Source organism: Gordonia sp. McavH-238-E (genome assembly GCF_022348225.1).
In the GTDB taxonomy this organism is placed as follows: Bacteria; Actinomycetota; Actinomycetes; order Mycobacteriales; family Mycobacteriaceae; genus Gordonia; species Gordonia terrae.
On the sequence record NZ_JAKRFE010000005.1, the window covers coordinates 62016 to 75825 of the forward strand.

At 65.7% G+C, this 13810-nt stretch carries 12 protein-coding genes and 1 tRNA gene; 2 read left to right on the forward strand and 11 right to left on the reverse strand.

Translation table 11 applies throughout. The annotated features are described in order from the left end of the window. Positions 1 to 166: 166 nt before the first annotated feature. From MHN80_RS08360 to MHN80_RS08370, 3 genes are all read right to left on the reverse strand, one after another. Positions 167 to 1279 carry an alcohol dehydrogenase catalytic domain-containing protein gene (locus MHN80_RS08360; RefSeq protein ID WP_239400879.1) on the reverse strand — a complete coding sequence of 371 codons (1113 nt, stop codon included), beginning with the start codon at positions 1277 to 1279 and terminating at the stop codon, positions 167 to 169. A 42-nt stretch (positions 1280 to 1321) separates the two neighbouring features. Further along, positions 1322 to 1942, reverse strand: coding sequence for a cysteine hydrolase family protein (locus MHN80_RS08365; RefSeq protein WP_239401204.1), 621 nt, complete (start codon positions 1940 to 1942; stop codon positions 1322 to 1324). Positions 1943 to 2008: 66 nt separating this feature from the next. Beyond that, complete coding sequence (locus tag MHN80_RS08370) at positions 2009 to 3082, reverse strand: LLM class flavin-dependent oxidoreductase (RefSeq protein WP_239400881.1); 1074 nt, start codon at positions 3080 to 3082, stop codon at positions 2009 to 2011. A gap of 283 nt (positions 3083 to 3365) precedes the next feature. Between MHN80_RS08370 and MHN80_RS08375 the strand changes: the two genes are divergently transcribed. After that, positions 3366 to 4076 (forward strand): GntR family transcriptional regulator, encoded by a 711-nt coding sequence (locus MHN80_RS08375; RefSeq protein WP_239401206.1) that lies wholly within the window; start codon positions 3366 to 3368, stop codon positions 4074 to 4076. Positions 4077 to 4356: 280 nt separating this feature from the next. Further along, a tRNA-OTHER gene (locus tag MHN80_RS08380) sits at positions 4357 to 4422 on the forward strand. A gap of 47 nt (positions 4423 to 4469) precedes the next feature. On the opposite strand, the gene MHN80_RS08385 is transcribed toward MHN80_RS08380, so the two are convergent. The 8 genes from MHN80_RS08385 to MHN80_RS08420 form a co-directional block, all read right to left on the reverse strand. Then, positions 4470 to 5861, reverse strand: a complete 1392-nt coding sequence (locus MHN80_RS08385) for a glycosyltransferase (protein WP_239400883.1) — start codon at positions 5859 to 5861, stop codon at positions 4470 to 4472. Then, positions 5858 to 6868: a hypothetical protein gene (locus tag MHN80_RS08390; protein WP_239400885.1), complete on the reverse strand. Its 1011-nt coding sequence runs from the start codon at positions 6866 to 6868 to the stop codon at positions 5858 to 5860. Before MHN80_RS08390 ends, MHN80_RS08385 begins: the two co-directional genes overlap by 4 nt. Next, complete coding sequence (locus tag MHN80_RS08395) at positions 6865 to 7809, reverse strand: WcbI family polysaccharide biosynthesis putative acetyltransferase (RefSeq protein ID WP_239400887.1); 945 nt, start codon at positions 7807 to 7809, stop codon at positions 6865 to 6867. Before MHN80_RS08395 ends, MHN80_RS08390 begins: the two co-directional genes overlap by 4 nt. 216 nt (positions 7810 to 8025) lie before the next feature. Continuing rightward, positions 8026 to 9168, reverse strand: coding sequence for an acyl-CoA dehydrogenase family protein (locus tag MHN80_RS08400; protein ID WP_004019893.1), 1143 nt, complete (start codon positions 9166 to 9168; stop codon positions 8026 to 8028). 93 nt (positions 9169 to 9261) lie between these two features. Next, positions 9262 to 10872 (reverse strand): AMP-binding protein, encoded by a 1611-nt coding sequence (locus MHN80_RS08405; RefSeq protein ID WP_239400889.1) that lies wholly within the window; start codon positions 10870 to 10872, stop codon positions 9262 to 9264. Next, positions 10862 to 11989: a glycerol dehydrogenase gene (locus MHN80_RS08410; RefSeq protein ID WP_239400891.1), complete on the reverse strand. Its 1128-nt coding sequence runs from the start codon at positions 11987 to 11989 to the stop codon at positions 10862 to 10864. Before MHN80_RS08410 ends, MHN80_RS08405 begins: the two co-directional genes overlap by 11 nt. Beyond that, positions 11986 to 12975: a transketolase family protein gene (locus tag MHN80_RS08415; RefSeq protein ID WP_239400893.1), complete on the reverse strand. Its 990-nt coding sequence runs from the start codon at positions 12973 to 12975 to the stop codon at positions 11986 to 11988. Before MHN80_RS08415 ends, MHN80_RS08410 begins: the two co-directional genes overlap by 4 nt. Beyond that, positions 12968 to 13810: a transketolase gene (locus MHN80_RS08420; protein ID WP_058251821.1), complete on the reverse strand. Its 843-nt coding sequence runs from the start codon at positions 13808 to 13810 to the stop codon at positions 12968 to 12970. The genes MHN80_RS08415 and MHN80_RS08420 overlap by 8 nt, the downstream gene beginning before the upstream one ends.

Below are 13810 nucleotides of genomic sequence, written 5' to 3' on the forward strand. Positions count from 1 at the left end.
GGAGCTGAACATCGAAGAGGTGGACTGCCATAACAGCCTTTCGTGACGAACAACTAGCATGCTAGCCGTCTAGTTGTGACGATACGGGCGCACTCGTCGTGATGCAAGTCTCTGTGGGAGGTCGGAGAGACTGGGGACGCTGTCGGGCCCGTGACGACGGGGTGGGTTAGGGAACGCTGATGAAGTTGGTGAAGCCCCCATGGCGGGCCGGTAGCTCGTCGAGCGCCTCGTTGATCTTCTCGAGCGGGAAGGGATGATGTTCGAGGACCGACAGGTCGAGTAGCCCGGCGCCGGCGAGCTCGGCCATCTCCTGCGCCTCGGCGGTGCTGAACCAGAGGCTGCCCAGCAGACTTTGCTGTGCACACATCATCGCGAACATGTCGACCTGAACGCGTTCCATCATTCCGCCGATGTCGACAGCGACGCCACCGCGACGCAGGGTGGTCAGCGCTTCGGTGAATGAGGTGACCGGGGCGCCGGGTCCCAGGCAGTCGATGACGGCGTCCACGCCCTCGCCGTGGTTGTGTTCACGGACCCAGTCCCGGAGTGCGCCGCCGGTGTGGTCATTGCTGACGAAGATGCGGTCTGGGGCGATGGCCTGGACGTCGGCGAGCAGTTCGGCGTTGCGGCCGGTGCCGAAGATGCGGGTGGCGCCCAGGGCGAGGGCATTGAGGCAGGCTCCCAGACCGAGGGTGCCGGAGATTCCGTCGATGAGAACGGTCGAGCCGGGGCCGATATCGGCTTTGCGCAGCGCGGCGTACGCGGTGCACAGATAGCCGAATCGGGCACCTTCCTCGAATGACACCGAGTCGGGCAGCTTGACCAGATTACGTTGTGGCGCAGTAAGATACTCGGCGAGGCCGCCGTAGGGGTAGGCGTCGAACAGGTGCTGGCCCCGCTCCCCGAAGGCGAAGTAGCCCATGAAGGTGTAGCTGTCGCAGTTCTGATCGGACCCCTGGCGACATACTCGGCACGCGCCGCAGGACAAGCCGGGGTTGACATAGACTCGGTCGCCGACGCTGACGTCGGTGACGTGGCTTCCCACCGCTGTGACCACGCCAGCGGAATCGAGGCCGAACACCGCCGGCAGTTGGGGCAGCGGAAGGTAGGGGAACCACTCGGCGTAGGTGGCCAGCACGTTGCGCAGATTGGGAACCACGTTGCAGGCCTTGACCTGGACGACCACATCAGTGGCGCGGGGCTGGGGTGTGGGTAGCGACTCGATGCGCATCGGGGCGTCGTGGTCGTGCAGTCGGGCGGCGAGCATGGTTTCAGTCATGGACGGTTCTCTTTCGAGGGCGGTGGAGGAAGTCGGGGGTGCTTATGCCGACGCTGGCGAGGTGGTCGTGGACAACGCGGCTGCGATCTCCCCGGTGGTGGTGATCTCGGCGAGTAGTCCCAGCGAGGCGATGCTGGCGGCATGGGTGGCTTCGTCGGCCGCCGAACACGCGTCCTCGGCGATGATCACGCGGTAGCCCAGGTCGCTGGCGGTGCGCGCGGTGCCTTCGACCGAGAAGTTGGTGGCCACACCGGCGAACACGACCGTGTCGATACCGCGCTGGGTGAGGACGTCGGTGAGATCGGAGTCCTGAAAGCCGCCGACCCGGGTGTGGGTGACGACGACATCGGTGTCGGTGGGGGCGACTTCGTCGACGATCGCGGCGAGATCGCTGCCGTCCTTGAGACATCCCGACTGCGACACGATTCCCAGGATCGGAGAATTGACCTGCAGATCGGAGAAGTCCGGTTGCCAGGCAACCCTGGTGTAGACGACCGGACTGTTGACGGCGCGGAAAGACTCGGCCAGCGACGCGATGGTCGCCAGGACGTTGCGTTCGACGACCTGGTTGTAGAAGAAATCGCTGAACGCCCCCTTGGGTCCAACGACGTCGCCTTGTAGGTGCACTGCAATGAGTGCGGTGGTGCGGGGGTCGAGTTCGATGCTCATGGAAGGGTCTCCTTGATGGGATGTGTTGCTGGTGAACGCTGGTGGGGCGTAGTCGTTGTTTCAGGCGTGGGCGATGATGGAGCGGCCGATGTTGTCGATGTCGCGGACCGCAGTGAAGGGATTGGACAAGAACACCTGCAAGACGTCGACGCCGGACTCGAGCATCAACGCGCTCTTCTCCCGCAGCTCAGATGGAGAGCCGTAGAGGCACCAGTAGTCGACGAGTTCCTTGGTGATGATCGGACGATGACGCGGATCCAGTCCCCGCAGGTACTTCGCCCACACCTCGAGATAGTGGGGTTGGTCCGGTGCGGTGGGATCGCCCAGATATTGCTGGGCGGCGGTGATCGATGCGTCGACGATCGAATCGCCGAGCTGATCGCGATGTTCGTTCATCAGACCCGAATTGGTGATGCAGGAGCTGATCGGTCCGGATCCGAATCCGTTGGTGACGCCGTCTTCCCACGTCTCGCCGTTCTCGAGTTGATAGAACCACGACAGCGACACCAGTTTCACCGATCCCGGTGCGCGCCCGGCGTCGGCGACGGCCTTGTCGAGTTTGCTACGGATCAGCTTGATCATCTCGACGTTGGGACCCAGGCAGTAGACGACGGCATCGGCGTACTTGGCGGCCTCGGCGAGGCCGCGGGGCCCGCCGGCGGCGACCCAGATCGGAATGTGGTCGGTGACGTTGTAGAAGCCGCTCTCCTTGTCGAGTAACTCGACCTCACGCTCTTGGCCGAGCCATTTATGCATCACCCGACGACCGGCCATCAACTCTCGCGAGACCTCGATCGAGTGCGACAGCTCGGCGATCTTGGCCGGCCGATTGCCCATCGACCGCAGCGCGTTGTTGGCCGTACCAATACCCAGAAACGTGCGTCCCGGTGCCAGCGCATTCAACGTCGCCATCGAGTTCGCGGTTACGGGCGCGATCCGCGTCAGCGGGTTGGTCACCATCGTGCCGAGCTGGATCGTCGATGTTTGCTGCGAGGCCAGTGCGAGGAACTGGTACGGGTCGCTGAACAGCAGAGGCCCCTCTCCCACGCCGAAATGGGTGACCCCCAAGTCCTCGGCCTGCCGCACCATGGCGACCTGGTCGATCTTGGCGCAGGTCCCGATGCTGAATTGCATGGCTTCTCCTTCGATGTAGGGAGCGACTCGAAGCCCGAAGCACAACGCAACGGTGGCCGCCAGAGCGTGCCCATCCACGCCCTCGCGCAGTGGACTCCTGAACACCAGCAGCACCAAAACTGGAATGCTAGCGTTCTAGACGACGGTAGCTCATGGTGATCGAGACCACAAGTAGCTAGAATGCTAGTTGTCCGACACACTGGTCATGGGCGGCTCGTGAACTCTTGAGGCGCTACCGTCACATCGACTGAACGTTCGAGCAAAGGTGATCTGCGTTATGCCCATGTCTTCACACGACACCGCCGTTGCGTCCGCTGCGCGACTGTCAGGCGCCCGCCTGTCGACCGTTCTCTACGACGTCCTCAAGACCCGCCTTCTGGAGGGCACCTACGCAGCCGGCGAACGGATCGTCGTCGAGCAGATTCGCCACGAATTCGACGTCAGCAAACAACCGGTCATGGATGCACTGCGCCGCCTGGCCGCTGACCGGCTCGTCGCGATCATCCCGCAGAGCGGCATCGAAGTCCTCAGCTACACCCACCGCGAGGTCGAGGACTTCTACCTCCTTTTCGGCGACTTCGAAGGCACCATCGCCGCGGTTGCCGCAGCGCGGCGCACCGACGCCCAACTGGACGCACTACGCCGAGTGTCATCCGAAGTAGAAGCTCTGCTCAGCTCGAACGACCCAACCGCCCGCGCGCACGGTTATCGCCTCCACAACCGGGAGTTCCACGCCGTCATCCATACGATGGCCCACTCCCGCATCATGGAGGAAACCAGCCAGAGGATGTGGGACATGTCCGACTTCCTCATCAACACTGCCGGCATCGCCAATCCGCTCTCCGACGCACTCCCCCAACGGCAATGCGATCACGACGAGATCGCCGACGCCATCTCAAACCATGACGCCGAACGAGCACGCGACGCCATGCGCCGACACATCATCGGCACCGTCGACCTCATCGATGGCGAGAAGCAAGCCGAAACAGCCTGACGAAGAGTTACCCAAAGGTATCGAGCCTCCGCGCGTTCTGGGCGCGATGGCACGAGATCCCCTGCCGCGCAACGGAAGGGCGCTAGACTGGCAGCCGACCACAGACATTCGGCACTTTGAGTGCCGCATGCTGCATCAGATGCATCACGCTGGCCACTGGCCCGGGCCACTTCGGACGGGCACGTCCTCGTACACGGACCGCTCGGTCACATCCAGAACCAACCAGCGCATGGACACTCCGTGCCGACGGGTACTGTCATTCGTCTACGGTCGAACGTTGGTATTCGCTCGGGAAAGCGGATTCACAACCCGTCCAGTGTCAGTTCGAGTCTGACCGGGGGCACCAGTCACACCAGAGCATGTCGCGCTCATGGACCAGGTCCTACTCGACACTCACCAGGACAACATCGGTTCAGTGTCGCCGACGGCGATCCCGACATCGCCGTGGTCCGCCGTCCGAACCCCGAACAGCCGGTCGAGAAGCTCGTCCCTATCCAGGTCGGTGTGCGCCTCCCAGCGTCGGACCCGGTGGCGTGCGCGCGACGACGCGATCGTCACCGACGCCGACGGTGATCCGCCGAAGTCCACCGTCACCTGGCCACACTCCCCCGGCGCGACCTCGCCGGTGAGCCGCGCGAGCGAGTCGCCCGAGAAGATCACGGGCCCGGTGACCTCGAGGACGAATCTGCACCGCGACAGCGTCGATGCGTCCGGGCCGCCGGTCCGGATTCGCGAATCGTGCACCCCCAGCTGGGCGAGCAGAGCGTCGGCACGTGCGCCGACGAGCCAGATGGCCGCATCCACGCTGCGACCGTCCGCCCCACGCAGCACGCTGCCGACCGTTCGCATCAGCGACGCCGCGGTGTGTCCCTCGACCGACAGCGCCACGACGATGTCGGGGATGCAATACAGGAGCCCGGCGGTCCGGGCCGCCGGGTCGGTGACGAGTGGCGCGAGCGCCAGGGCTTCGGCGTTCTTCTCCGAGATCCGTTCTGACACCGGACGCTCGGCCCAGTCGGGACCATCGTGCCAGGCGACGGCGTCGGGTTCGTGCGCGAACACCGCGCCCATCATGAAGGCCCGGTTCGCGAACTCCCAGTCCTCTCCCCCGTATTGGACGAACGACGGATCGAATCCCCCCACGTCGTCGAACAGCTCACGGCTGCAACTCATCACGGCGCTGATGAGGTACTTGTAGCCGTCCCAGCCAGGGTCCAGGAGATCGGCCGTGCGGTCGTATGCGTCGACCAGCCACTCGGGTTCACACTCGTGCGAACGCTCGAGATGCTGCCGGTCGGCGAGCCATCGGACCACCGAATCCGGAGCGACCTCACTCAGGTCCGCATGCTTACGCCGTCCGACCACGAGGGTGTCGGGCGCTGAAGCGGGCAACCTCGTCGCGCGCCGGATGTAGTCCTGCGTCGGAACCGTGTCCGCGTCGAGGAAACACAGGACCGAGCCGCTCGACGCCGCGACGCCCAGATTGCGGGCCGCCGCCGCCCGAAAGCCCTTGTCCTCCTGCGACACCGCGGTGATGTCGAGGCGGGAACTCCACGCGCTCACGTCCGGTGGATGCGTCGATCCGTCGTCGGCGACGACGACCTCCAGTCGCTCCGACGGATAGGTCTGGGCCGTCAGTGCCTCGAGGACCAGCGCCAGTTGACGGGGTTGGTTGTAATACGGGATGACGACACTCACCAGCGGCGTCGGCAAGGCGTCACCGATCAGGTCCCAGCGGTTGTCGGGCACGACGATCCGGCCGTCGCCGAGACAGACGACCGTCACGCACTCCACCGCCGCAGCAGCCGCTCGTGCTCCAGCCCGACATCGACGGCCGTGGGCGACGGAACCACGGACGGATCGATCCAGGTGTCCGCAGGATGCGCGAACGCTTGCTCGATGGCGGCCTGCAGCGCATCGTCGTCGTTCGCGTGCATCGTCAGCACGCCCGGGGACCGCGCGGCGAGTTCCTCGGTGTAGGTGGTGCGCGGGACCAGTGGCCTGCGCCCGGCGGAGATCCAGGAGTTGATCGAGCCGGATGCCGACATGTGCCGGTGATAGGCGACGGGGACCGTGACCTCGGCCGACGCCCGCCGGAGTTCGTCGTCGGTCAGGTAGCCGGTGATCTCACACCGCCTACCCATGTCCGCCGCCAGCTTGGCCAGGTCGTCGGCCAGATCCTCGTGTCCGGGCGACGGGGTGCCGAGTGCGACGAAGCCGATTGACGGATCGAGACCGGACATCGCCCGGAGGGTCTCGAGATGTCCCTTCCCGGGATACAGGTAGCCGAGCACGCCCACCGTCGATTCCGCTGTCGCCGAGGGTTTGTCGACGCGTCGGGAGTCGATCATCAGCGGAACGACCTCGACATCGATCGTCGGGTCGACGAATTCGGAGAACAGCGACGCCTCGTGACGGCTCGACACGATCACGCCGGTCGCCGATCGGGCCACCGACCGGAAGAACTCGATGCGTGCCTGCATCGACCGCCCGTCCGATGGCTGGGGCAGGTCGTGCAGCGTCACCGAGACCGGTCGGTGCAGACCCGCGATCATCGCGAGCAGATTGTCGCGCGCCTGCAGGGGCGTGCGCCCGAACAGACGATCAGTCACATGCAGGTGCACGAGCGCACAGTCGGCCAGTCCCGCCGGCAGGCCGGCGCAGAGTGTGCGCATATGCGCCAACCGATGATGGCCGCCCTCGGCGGTCACCGCGTCGTACACCGACTGCGCATACCGCACCACACCGTGCGACCGGGGTCCGACGAGGAGGTGTCCCAGTGGTCTCGTCATGCCAGCCCCAGGATGTCGATGAGCTCGACGTAGCGGCTCAACACGGCATCGATGAACTCGGGATGATCCGCGTACCACTGCATCTGGCTACGGTGGACGGCCTCCTCAGTCAACGCGGACCCGTCGACGTCCCAGGCGATCCGCGCGGATGCGTCTATGTCGAGCGCATCGATCACCCGTTGTTCCAGCGGCGCGCGAATGTTGCCGAGCAGCTCCCGCGTCGGCGGGACCGGTGCCGACGCGCCCAGTACGTCGAGGATTCGGCAGCCGAGGGTCAGCAACACCCGGTTGCCGGGATGGTTGATCGTGTGGGCGGCGTCCGCCCCGGCGTCGAGCAAGATGTCGGAAATCGCGATGTCGCACTGGCGGCGTTCGCGCATCGCGAGCTGTTCCACACTCCAGCGCGCCGCTTCTCGGAGGTGTTCGCCCGTGACGTGGACATCCCATTCGTCGAACAATCTACGTCCGTCCCGCACGGCCAGGACCGTTCGCAGATCGTGATACGGCACAGCAGCGGGTACCGCGGACGGCTGCGCGGGATGTCGCGCGATGACCTGGAACGGATACAACCCGCCATAGCGGATGACCGGCCACACGATGACCCTCGCCGACGGTGCCAGGTCGACCAGGTCCGGTCCACCGATCGGGAGTCCCCGGTAACCGGCGCGCACCGGCTGGGAGACGATCACCGCGGCTCGACGGACGAGGCGTTCGACGTGGTCGACGTCGGAGGACTCGAGTTCGTGGACCGGTGGGACGCGGACGGTACGAAACGAGAGGTCGGGCGAACCGGACAGGACGATCCGCAACGCCTCGGCCTGGCAGTTTCCCCAGACCAGCAGTAGCTGCCTGTCGTCGGCCAGCGGGGTCTCGGTGACGCCGTAGAAGTCGCCGTAGTGCCTGGTTCGACCGTTGACCGGCACGTCGTCATGCGGAGTCACGGTTGCTCTGCAGTGGTCGAGAGACGCGATGGTCGCTGTGACATCGTCAGTTCTGGCTCCCCTCTGGAAATGCTTCGGCCGTACCCCCGGCTCCCCGTATAGCCGTTCAGCCCGCTAATGAATCATCGACTTGATCACTCCGGGGACCACCGGGACGGCGACAGCCCCGGTGAGCGGGTCACCGGGGCCGTCGCCGAGTCGGGAGTCGACACATCGTCACAGTGTCCGCGCGATGATCTCCTTCATGATCTCGTTGGTGCCGGCGTAGATCTTCTGCACACGATTGTCGGCCCACAGGCGAGCGATCGGGTATTCGTTCATGTAGCCGTAGCCGCCGAACAGCTGGAGGCATTCGTCGGCGACCACCATGGCGCGGTCGCTGGTCCACCACTTGGCCATCGCCACGGTGGGGATGTCGAGTTCGCCCTTGATGTGCTTGGTGATGCAGTCGTCGACGAAGACCCGGCCGATCCGGGTCTCGGTGGCCGCCTCCGCGAGTTTGAACTTGGTGTTCTGGAAGCTGAAGATCGGCCGGCCGAAGGCCGTGCGGTCCTTGGTGTAGGCGATGGTCTCCGAAACCGCCTTCTCCATTCCCGCCACCGACGCCACGGCGATGATCAGACGTTCCTGCGGGAGCTGCTGCATCAGCTGGATGAAGCCCTGCCCCTCCTCGGTGCCGAGCAGATTCGAGGTGGGAACGCGCACACCGTCGAAGAACAGCTCCGAGGTGTCCTGCCCGCGCTGGCCGACCTTGTCGAGCACCCGGCCGCGACGGAAGCCCTCGCGGTCCGCCTCGACGAGGATGAGCGAGATGCCCTTGGCGCCCTCGGACACGTCGGTCTTGGCGACGACGATGATGATGTCGGCCTGACTTCCGTTGGTGATGAACGTCTTCGAGCCGTCGATGACGTACTCGTCACCCTGCTTGATCGCCTTGGTCTTGACGCTCTGCAGGTCCGATCCCGTACCGGGCTCGGTCATCGCGATGGCGCCGACGGCCTCGCCGCTGGCCATCTTGGGCAGCCACGTGGTCTTCTGCTCCTCGGAGCCGTACTCCAGGATGTAATGCGCAACGATGCCGTTGTGCAGGCTGACGCCCCACGAGCTGTCGGCGACGCGCGCCTGCTCCTCGATCAAGACGGCCTCGTGCGCAAAGTTGCCGCCCCCGCCCCCGTACTCCTCCGGGATCGACATGCAGAGAAGACCCAGCTCGCCGGCCTTGTTCCACAGGTCGCGGTCCACGTGGTGCTGCTCGATGAACTTATCGGCGTTCGGCTTGATCTCCTTCTCGCAGAAGCTGCGAGCCAGATCGCGCAGGGCGCTGAGATCGTCGTTTTCCCAAGAGGACCGTTCGGCCATGGTGCGAGTACCTATCCACGATTGACAGTGTCAATGGCGAGCGTAACAGTGCTTGTTGGCAACGTTACGTTGGGATGACCGGAACGCTTTGTGTCAGCTGGACGCCCCACCACCGCGGAGCACGTTCTTCTGGATCTTGCCCGTCGACGTCTTCGGCAGTTCCGCGAACACGATCTCTTTCGGCACCTTGAACCGGGCGAGCGTCTTGCGCGCGAACTCGACGAGACCCTCAGCGGTCAGGCTCGCTCCGGCGCGCACGCTGACATAGGCGATCGGCACCTCGCCCCATCGTTCATCCGGACGGCCGACGACCGCCGATTCGACGACGTCGGGATGGCTGTCGAGCACCCGCTCCACCTCGACCGACGCGATGTTCTCGCCGCCGGAGATGATGACGTCCTTACTACGGTCGCGGATCTCGACGTACCCGTCCGGATGCATCACCGCGAGATCACCGGTCCGCAGCCAACCGTCCAGGGTTGCCGCGGCAGTGGCCTCGGGATCGCGGTAGTAGCCGAGCATGACGTTGTTGCCGCGCACCACCAACTCGCCGATGGTCTCGCCATCGGCCGCGACATCGCCTCCTTCGTCGGACACGACTCGGACACGCCCTGCCACGATGTTTCCGATCCCCTGTCGCGCCTTGCGTACGGCGCGCACCTCGTCCGTGGCGTCATCCCACTCCGGCTGCCACTGGTTCACGACGATCGGGCCGAAGGTCTCGGTCATCCCGTAGAGGTGGGTGATCTCGATGCCCAACCCGGCCATCCGGGCGAGGAGGGCAGGCGATGGCGGTGCACCTCCCGTTGCGGCCTGGACGACTGGATCGAGCCGAGCCGCCGACGGATCTTCGGCGATCATGGTGAGGACCGTGGGTGCCGCGCTGAAATGGGTCACGTCGTCGTCGACGAGGTGACGCCAGATGAGTCCGGTGTCGATGCTGCGCAGGCAGACACTCGTGCCACCGGCGGCGACGACGGCCCAGGTGAAACACCAACCGTCGCAGTGGAACATCGGCAGCGTCCAGAGATACTTCGACCCCGGACCGAGCCCGGAGTGGTGGGCCATCGCCACGGACTGCAGATACGCGCCCCGATGGTGGTACATCACGCCTTTCGGGCGTCCCGTCGTCCCGGAGGTGTAGTTGATCGCGAGCAGACCCCGTTCGTCGGTGTCCCGACGAACCGGCGCGCCCGCGTCTGCGAGCAGACGCTCGTACTCGTCCGAGCCGTCGGCCGACCCACCGATCACCACCCGGATCCCGACTGCTTCGCCGACTGCTTGTGCGCGATCGGCGAACTCGACCGTCGAGACGAGAACCGACGCGCCACTGTGTTCCAGGATGTAGGTCAGCTCCGGTTCGGAGAGCCGGACGTTCAACGGCACAAGGACAGATCCGTGAGCGGGCGCAGCACTGTGCAGTTCGAGCATCACGTGCGAGTTCGCACACAACGCGGCGACATGGTCACCGGGACCTACACCGAGCTGTTCGATCACCGCGGTCAACCGCTGCACCCGATCGTGGAACTCGGTGTAGGTGAAGGAACGTGACCCGTCGATCACCGCGATTCGTCCGGCGAATACCGCAGCGGCTCGATCCAGGAACGTGGCCGGACTGAGTGCGGAGAAGGTGAATTCGGCCGCGGGCGGCACCGGACTCCGGGCGCTGTCGATGTCCGGGTCCGGGCCGTGGTCAGTCACCATCGATCGCCGCCTCTTTCTCCACCTGTTCGATGGCCGCGATGATACTGGGGACCGATGCGTCGACCCAGGTGTTCGCGACGTGCGGCGCCGACGCCGCGGCGACGGCCAGGGCCTCGATCTCGGCGTTCGACGGTTCGCCCATGTCCAGATCGGCCAGCGAGGTCGGGAGACCGAGGGCACGGAGGAAGCGGCGGATCTCGTCGCGGTCGACCTCGGGATCGTCCTCGAGCGCCAGATGGACGAGCAACCCGTAGGCGACGTGGTAGCCGTGCAGGTGCGCCGACGACCCACGACCGACCTGCAGTCCTCGCGTCATACAGTGCGCGATCGACAGGCCGCCGTTCTCGTAACCGATGCCCGACAACAGGATCACCGCCTCGACGACCGCCTCGAGCTCGGGGGTGACCTGGTGCGCGAGTGCATCGCGCACCGCGACCTCGCCATCGCGCAACAGGACTCGTGAACATCCGTCGGCGACCACCTCGCCGATGATCAGCGGACGGGTGCCCTGCGTGGTGACACCGCGCCCCCGCGCACACGAGCGGGCCTCGTACTTCTTGGCCAGCGCGTCCCCGATGCCCGATACCAGAAATCGGATCGGGGCCTTCGCGATCACCTCTGTGTCGACGACGACCGCGGCCGGATTCGCGGGCAGACGACCGAGTTCCGACAGCCGTCCGAACTCGTCGTAGAGCGCGAACACACTGGCGGTGGGGCCGTCATTCGACGCGACCGTGGGGACCGAGACCATCGGCCGTCCGACGGTCTCGGCCACGCCCTTGGCGATGTCGAGCGCCTTGCCTCCCCCGATGCCGACCACCACGTCGCCCTGCCCGGCTGACACACGCGTCAGGGTGTCGGCGATGACGCCGCGCGTCACCGGTCCGGCCACCGGGATCACCTGGGCCCGTAGTTCGGCAGCGGCGAGCGACGCCTCGATACGCGCCCCGAACAGTCCCGAGATGTCGGCGTCGATGACGACGATCGGCGCTCCCCCGATCTCGGCCACCACCCCACCGACGTCGTCGAGAACCCCTGGGCCCTGCAGATACTGTTGCGGTGCCGCGAACCGACGGGCGGCGCGGGCGACACCGATCCCGTCCAGCAGAGCGCTCATGCGTGCGGCCAGTTCCCGGTGATCACCGCGTGCGTGATCGCCGTCTCGTCGAGACCGAACAGGGCCTCGTTGTAACCCTGGGAACCGCAGGGGTGGAAGCGATCTTTCAGCCCGATCCTGGTCACCGGAACCGCGATCCCCCGGTCGGCCAGTGTCTCGACGACCGCGCTGCCCAGACCGCCCGAGCGCAAGCCGTTCTCGACTGTCACGATCCGGCCGACGTCCGCGGCCACCGCGGCGATTGCGTCGGTGTCGAGGGGCTTGATGGTCGGCACGTGCAGAACGGCCGTCGACACCCCGGCCGCTTCCGCCGACACCGCGGCTTTCAGCGCACGCGCGGTCATGAATCCGGTTCCGATGACCGCGACATCACGGCCCGGCCGCAGCATCCGTGCGCGGCCGATCTCGAACTCGAAGTCGTCCTCGTCGAACACGACGGGGACCTTGCCGCGCAAGTTGCGGATGTAGAAGGTACCCGGCGTGGCCGCGGCAGCGCGGATGACGTGACGGAGTTCCACCGCGTCGCACGGATCGATGACCGTCAGATCGGGGATGGACCGCATCACGACCAGGTCCTCGAGGGACTGGTGTGTTGCGCCATAGGGATTTACGAGCCCCGGCGAACCGGCGACGATCTTCACGTCGGCCTTGCTGTGGGCGCATGACACGGCGATGAAGTCGAGGGCCCGGCGGGTGAGGAATGCCGCGTAGGTCGCGCAGAAAGCGATCTTGCCGACCTTCGCCAATCCCGCGGCCATCATCACCGCGTTCTGCTCGGCCATGCCGGCGTTGAAGTAGCGCTCCGGGAAGCGATCCCGGAACGGGATGATGTCGGAATACTTCGACATGTCGGCACTCAGTCCGACGATCCGCTCGTCGCGGGCACCGAGTTCGGCGAGTTCGGTACCGAAAGGCGCCCGCTCGTAGGGTCCCTCGACGTCGGCGATCTCACCCATGCCGCCGGCACGGTTTCTGAGCTCAGCCACGATTTTCCTCCAGTTCGGCGATGAGTCCGGTCCACTCGGTGTCGTGGACGCGGACGAAATGTGCCCGTTCCCGGGCGACCAGGGTGGGCACGCCGGTCCCGGGAGTCGTCCGGGCGATCAGCACGCGCGGGACGTCTGCCGGCGCGGCTGCCAGCGCATCGAACGCCCGGACGAGAGCCTCGATGTCGTTGCCGTCGACCTCCTCGACCGCCCACCCGAAGGCGGCCCATTTGGCCGCGATCGGTTCCATGTCGAGCACGATCGGACCGTCGGCCTGGATTCCGTTGCAGTCCACCACGGCGGTGAGAGAGCCGAGACCGAAACTGGCGGCCGACATCGCCGACTCCCAGGTCGACCCCTCCTGCAGCTCACCGTCGGAGAGTTCCACGATGATCTTCTGATCCCCACCGTCGAGGCGGAGCCCGAGCGCCATCCCGACACCCTGCCCGAGACCGTGTCCCAGTGAGCCACCGGTGATCTCGACTCCGGGCGTCTCGTCGAAAGTACTCATCGGCAGTTCGCTGCCGTTGAGTCCGTAGTCCGCGATCTGCTCCTCGGTCAGGATGCCCAGTTCGGCGAGCACCGCATAGAGCGCGATCGAGTAGTGCCCGGTGGACATCAGGAACCGGTCCCGGGAGGGCGAGTCCGGATCAGTGGCGTCGAAACGCAACTGCCGGAAGTAGATGACCGCGAGCAGGTCGGCGATCCCGAGCCCCTGAGCGATGTATCCCTCGCCTTTGTCCGCTGCCATTCGCATCATCGCCGACCTCAGCCGGAACGCGGTGTCGGCCAGTTGCGCGGTCGACGGGCGATCGATGTCGTTGTCTACGAGCAT

Bases quoted from the DNA above. Each gene is read 5' to 3' on its own strand.
- MHN80_RS08360 (WP_239400879.1), bottom strand. From the start codon at position 1,279: ATGACTGAAACCATGCTCGCCGCCCGACTGCACGACCACGACGCCCCG.
- MHN80_RS08370 (WP_239400881.1), bottom strand. From the start codon at position 3,082: ATGCAATTCAGCATCGGGACCTGCGCCAAGATCGACCAGGTCGCCATG.
- MHN80_RS08375 (WP_239401206.1), top strand. From the start codon at position 3,366: ATGTCTTCACACGACACCGCCGTTGCGTCCGCTGCGCGACTGTCAGGC.
- MHN80_RS08390 (WP_239400885.1), bottom strand. From the start codon at position 6,868: ATGACGAGACCACTGGGACACCTCCTCGTCGGACCCCGGTCGCACGGT.
- MHN80_RS08400 (WP_004019893.1), bottom strand. From the start codon at position 9,168: ATGGCCGAACGGTCCTCTTGGGAAAACGACGATCTCAGCGCCCTGCGC.
- MHN80_RS08405 (WP_239400889.1), bottom strand. From the start codon at position 10,872: ATGGTGACTGACCACGGCCCGGACCCGGACATCGACAGCGCCCGGAGT.
- MHN80_RS08410 (WP_239400891.1), bottom strand. From the start codon at position 11,989: ATGAGCGCTCTGCTGGACGGGATCGGTGTCGCCCGCGCCGCCCGTCGG.
- MHN80_RS08420 (WP_058251821.1), bottom strand. From the start codon at position 13,810: ATGCTCGTAGACAACGACATCGATCGCCCGTCGACCGCGCAACTGGCC.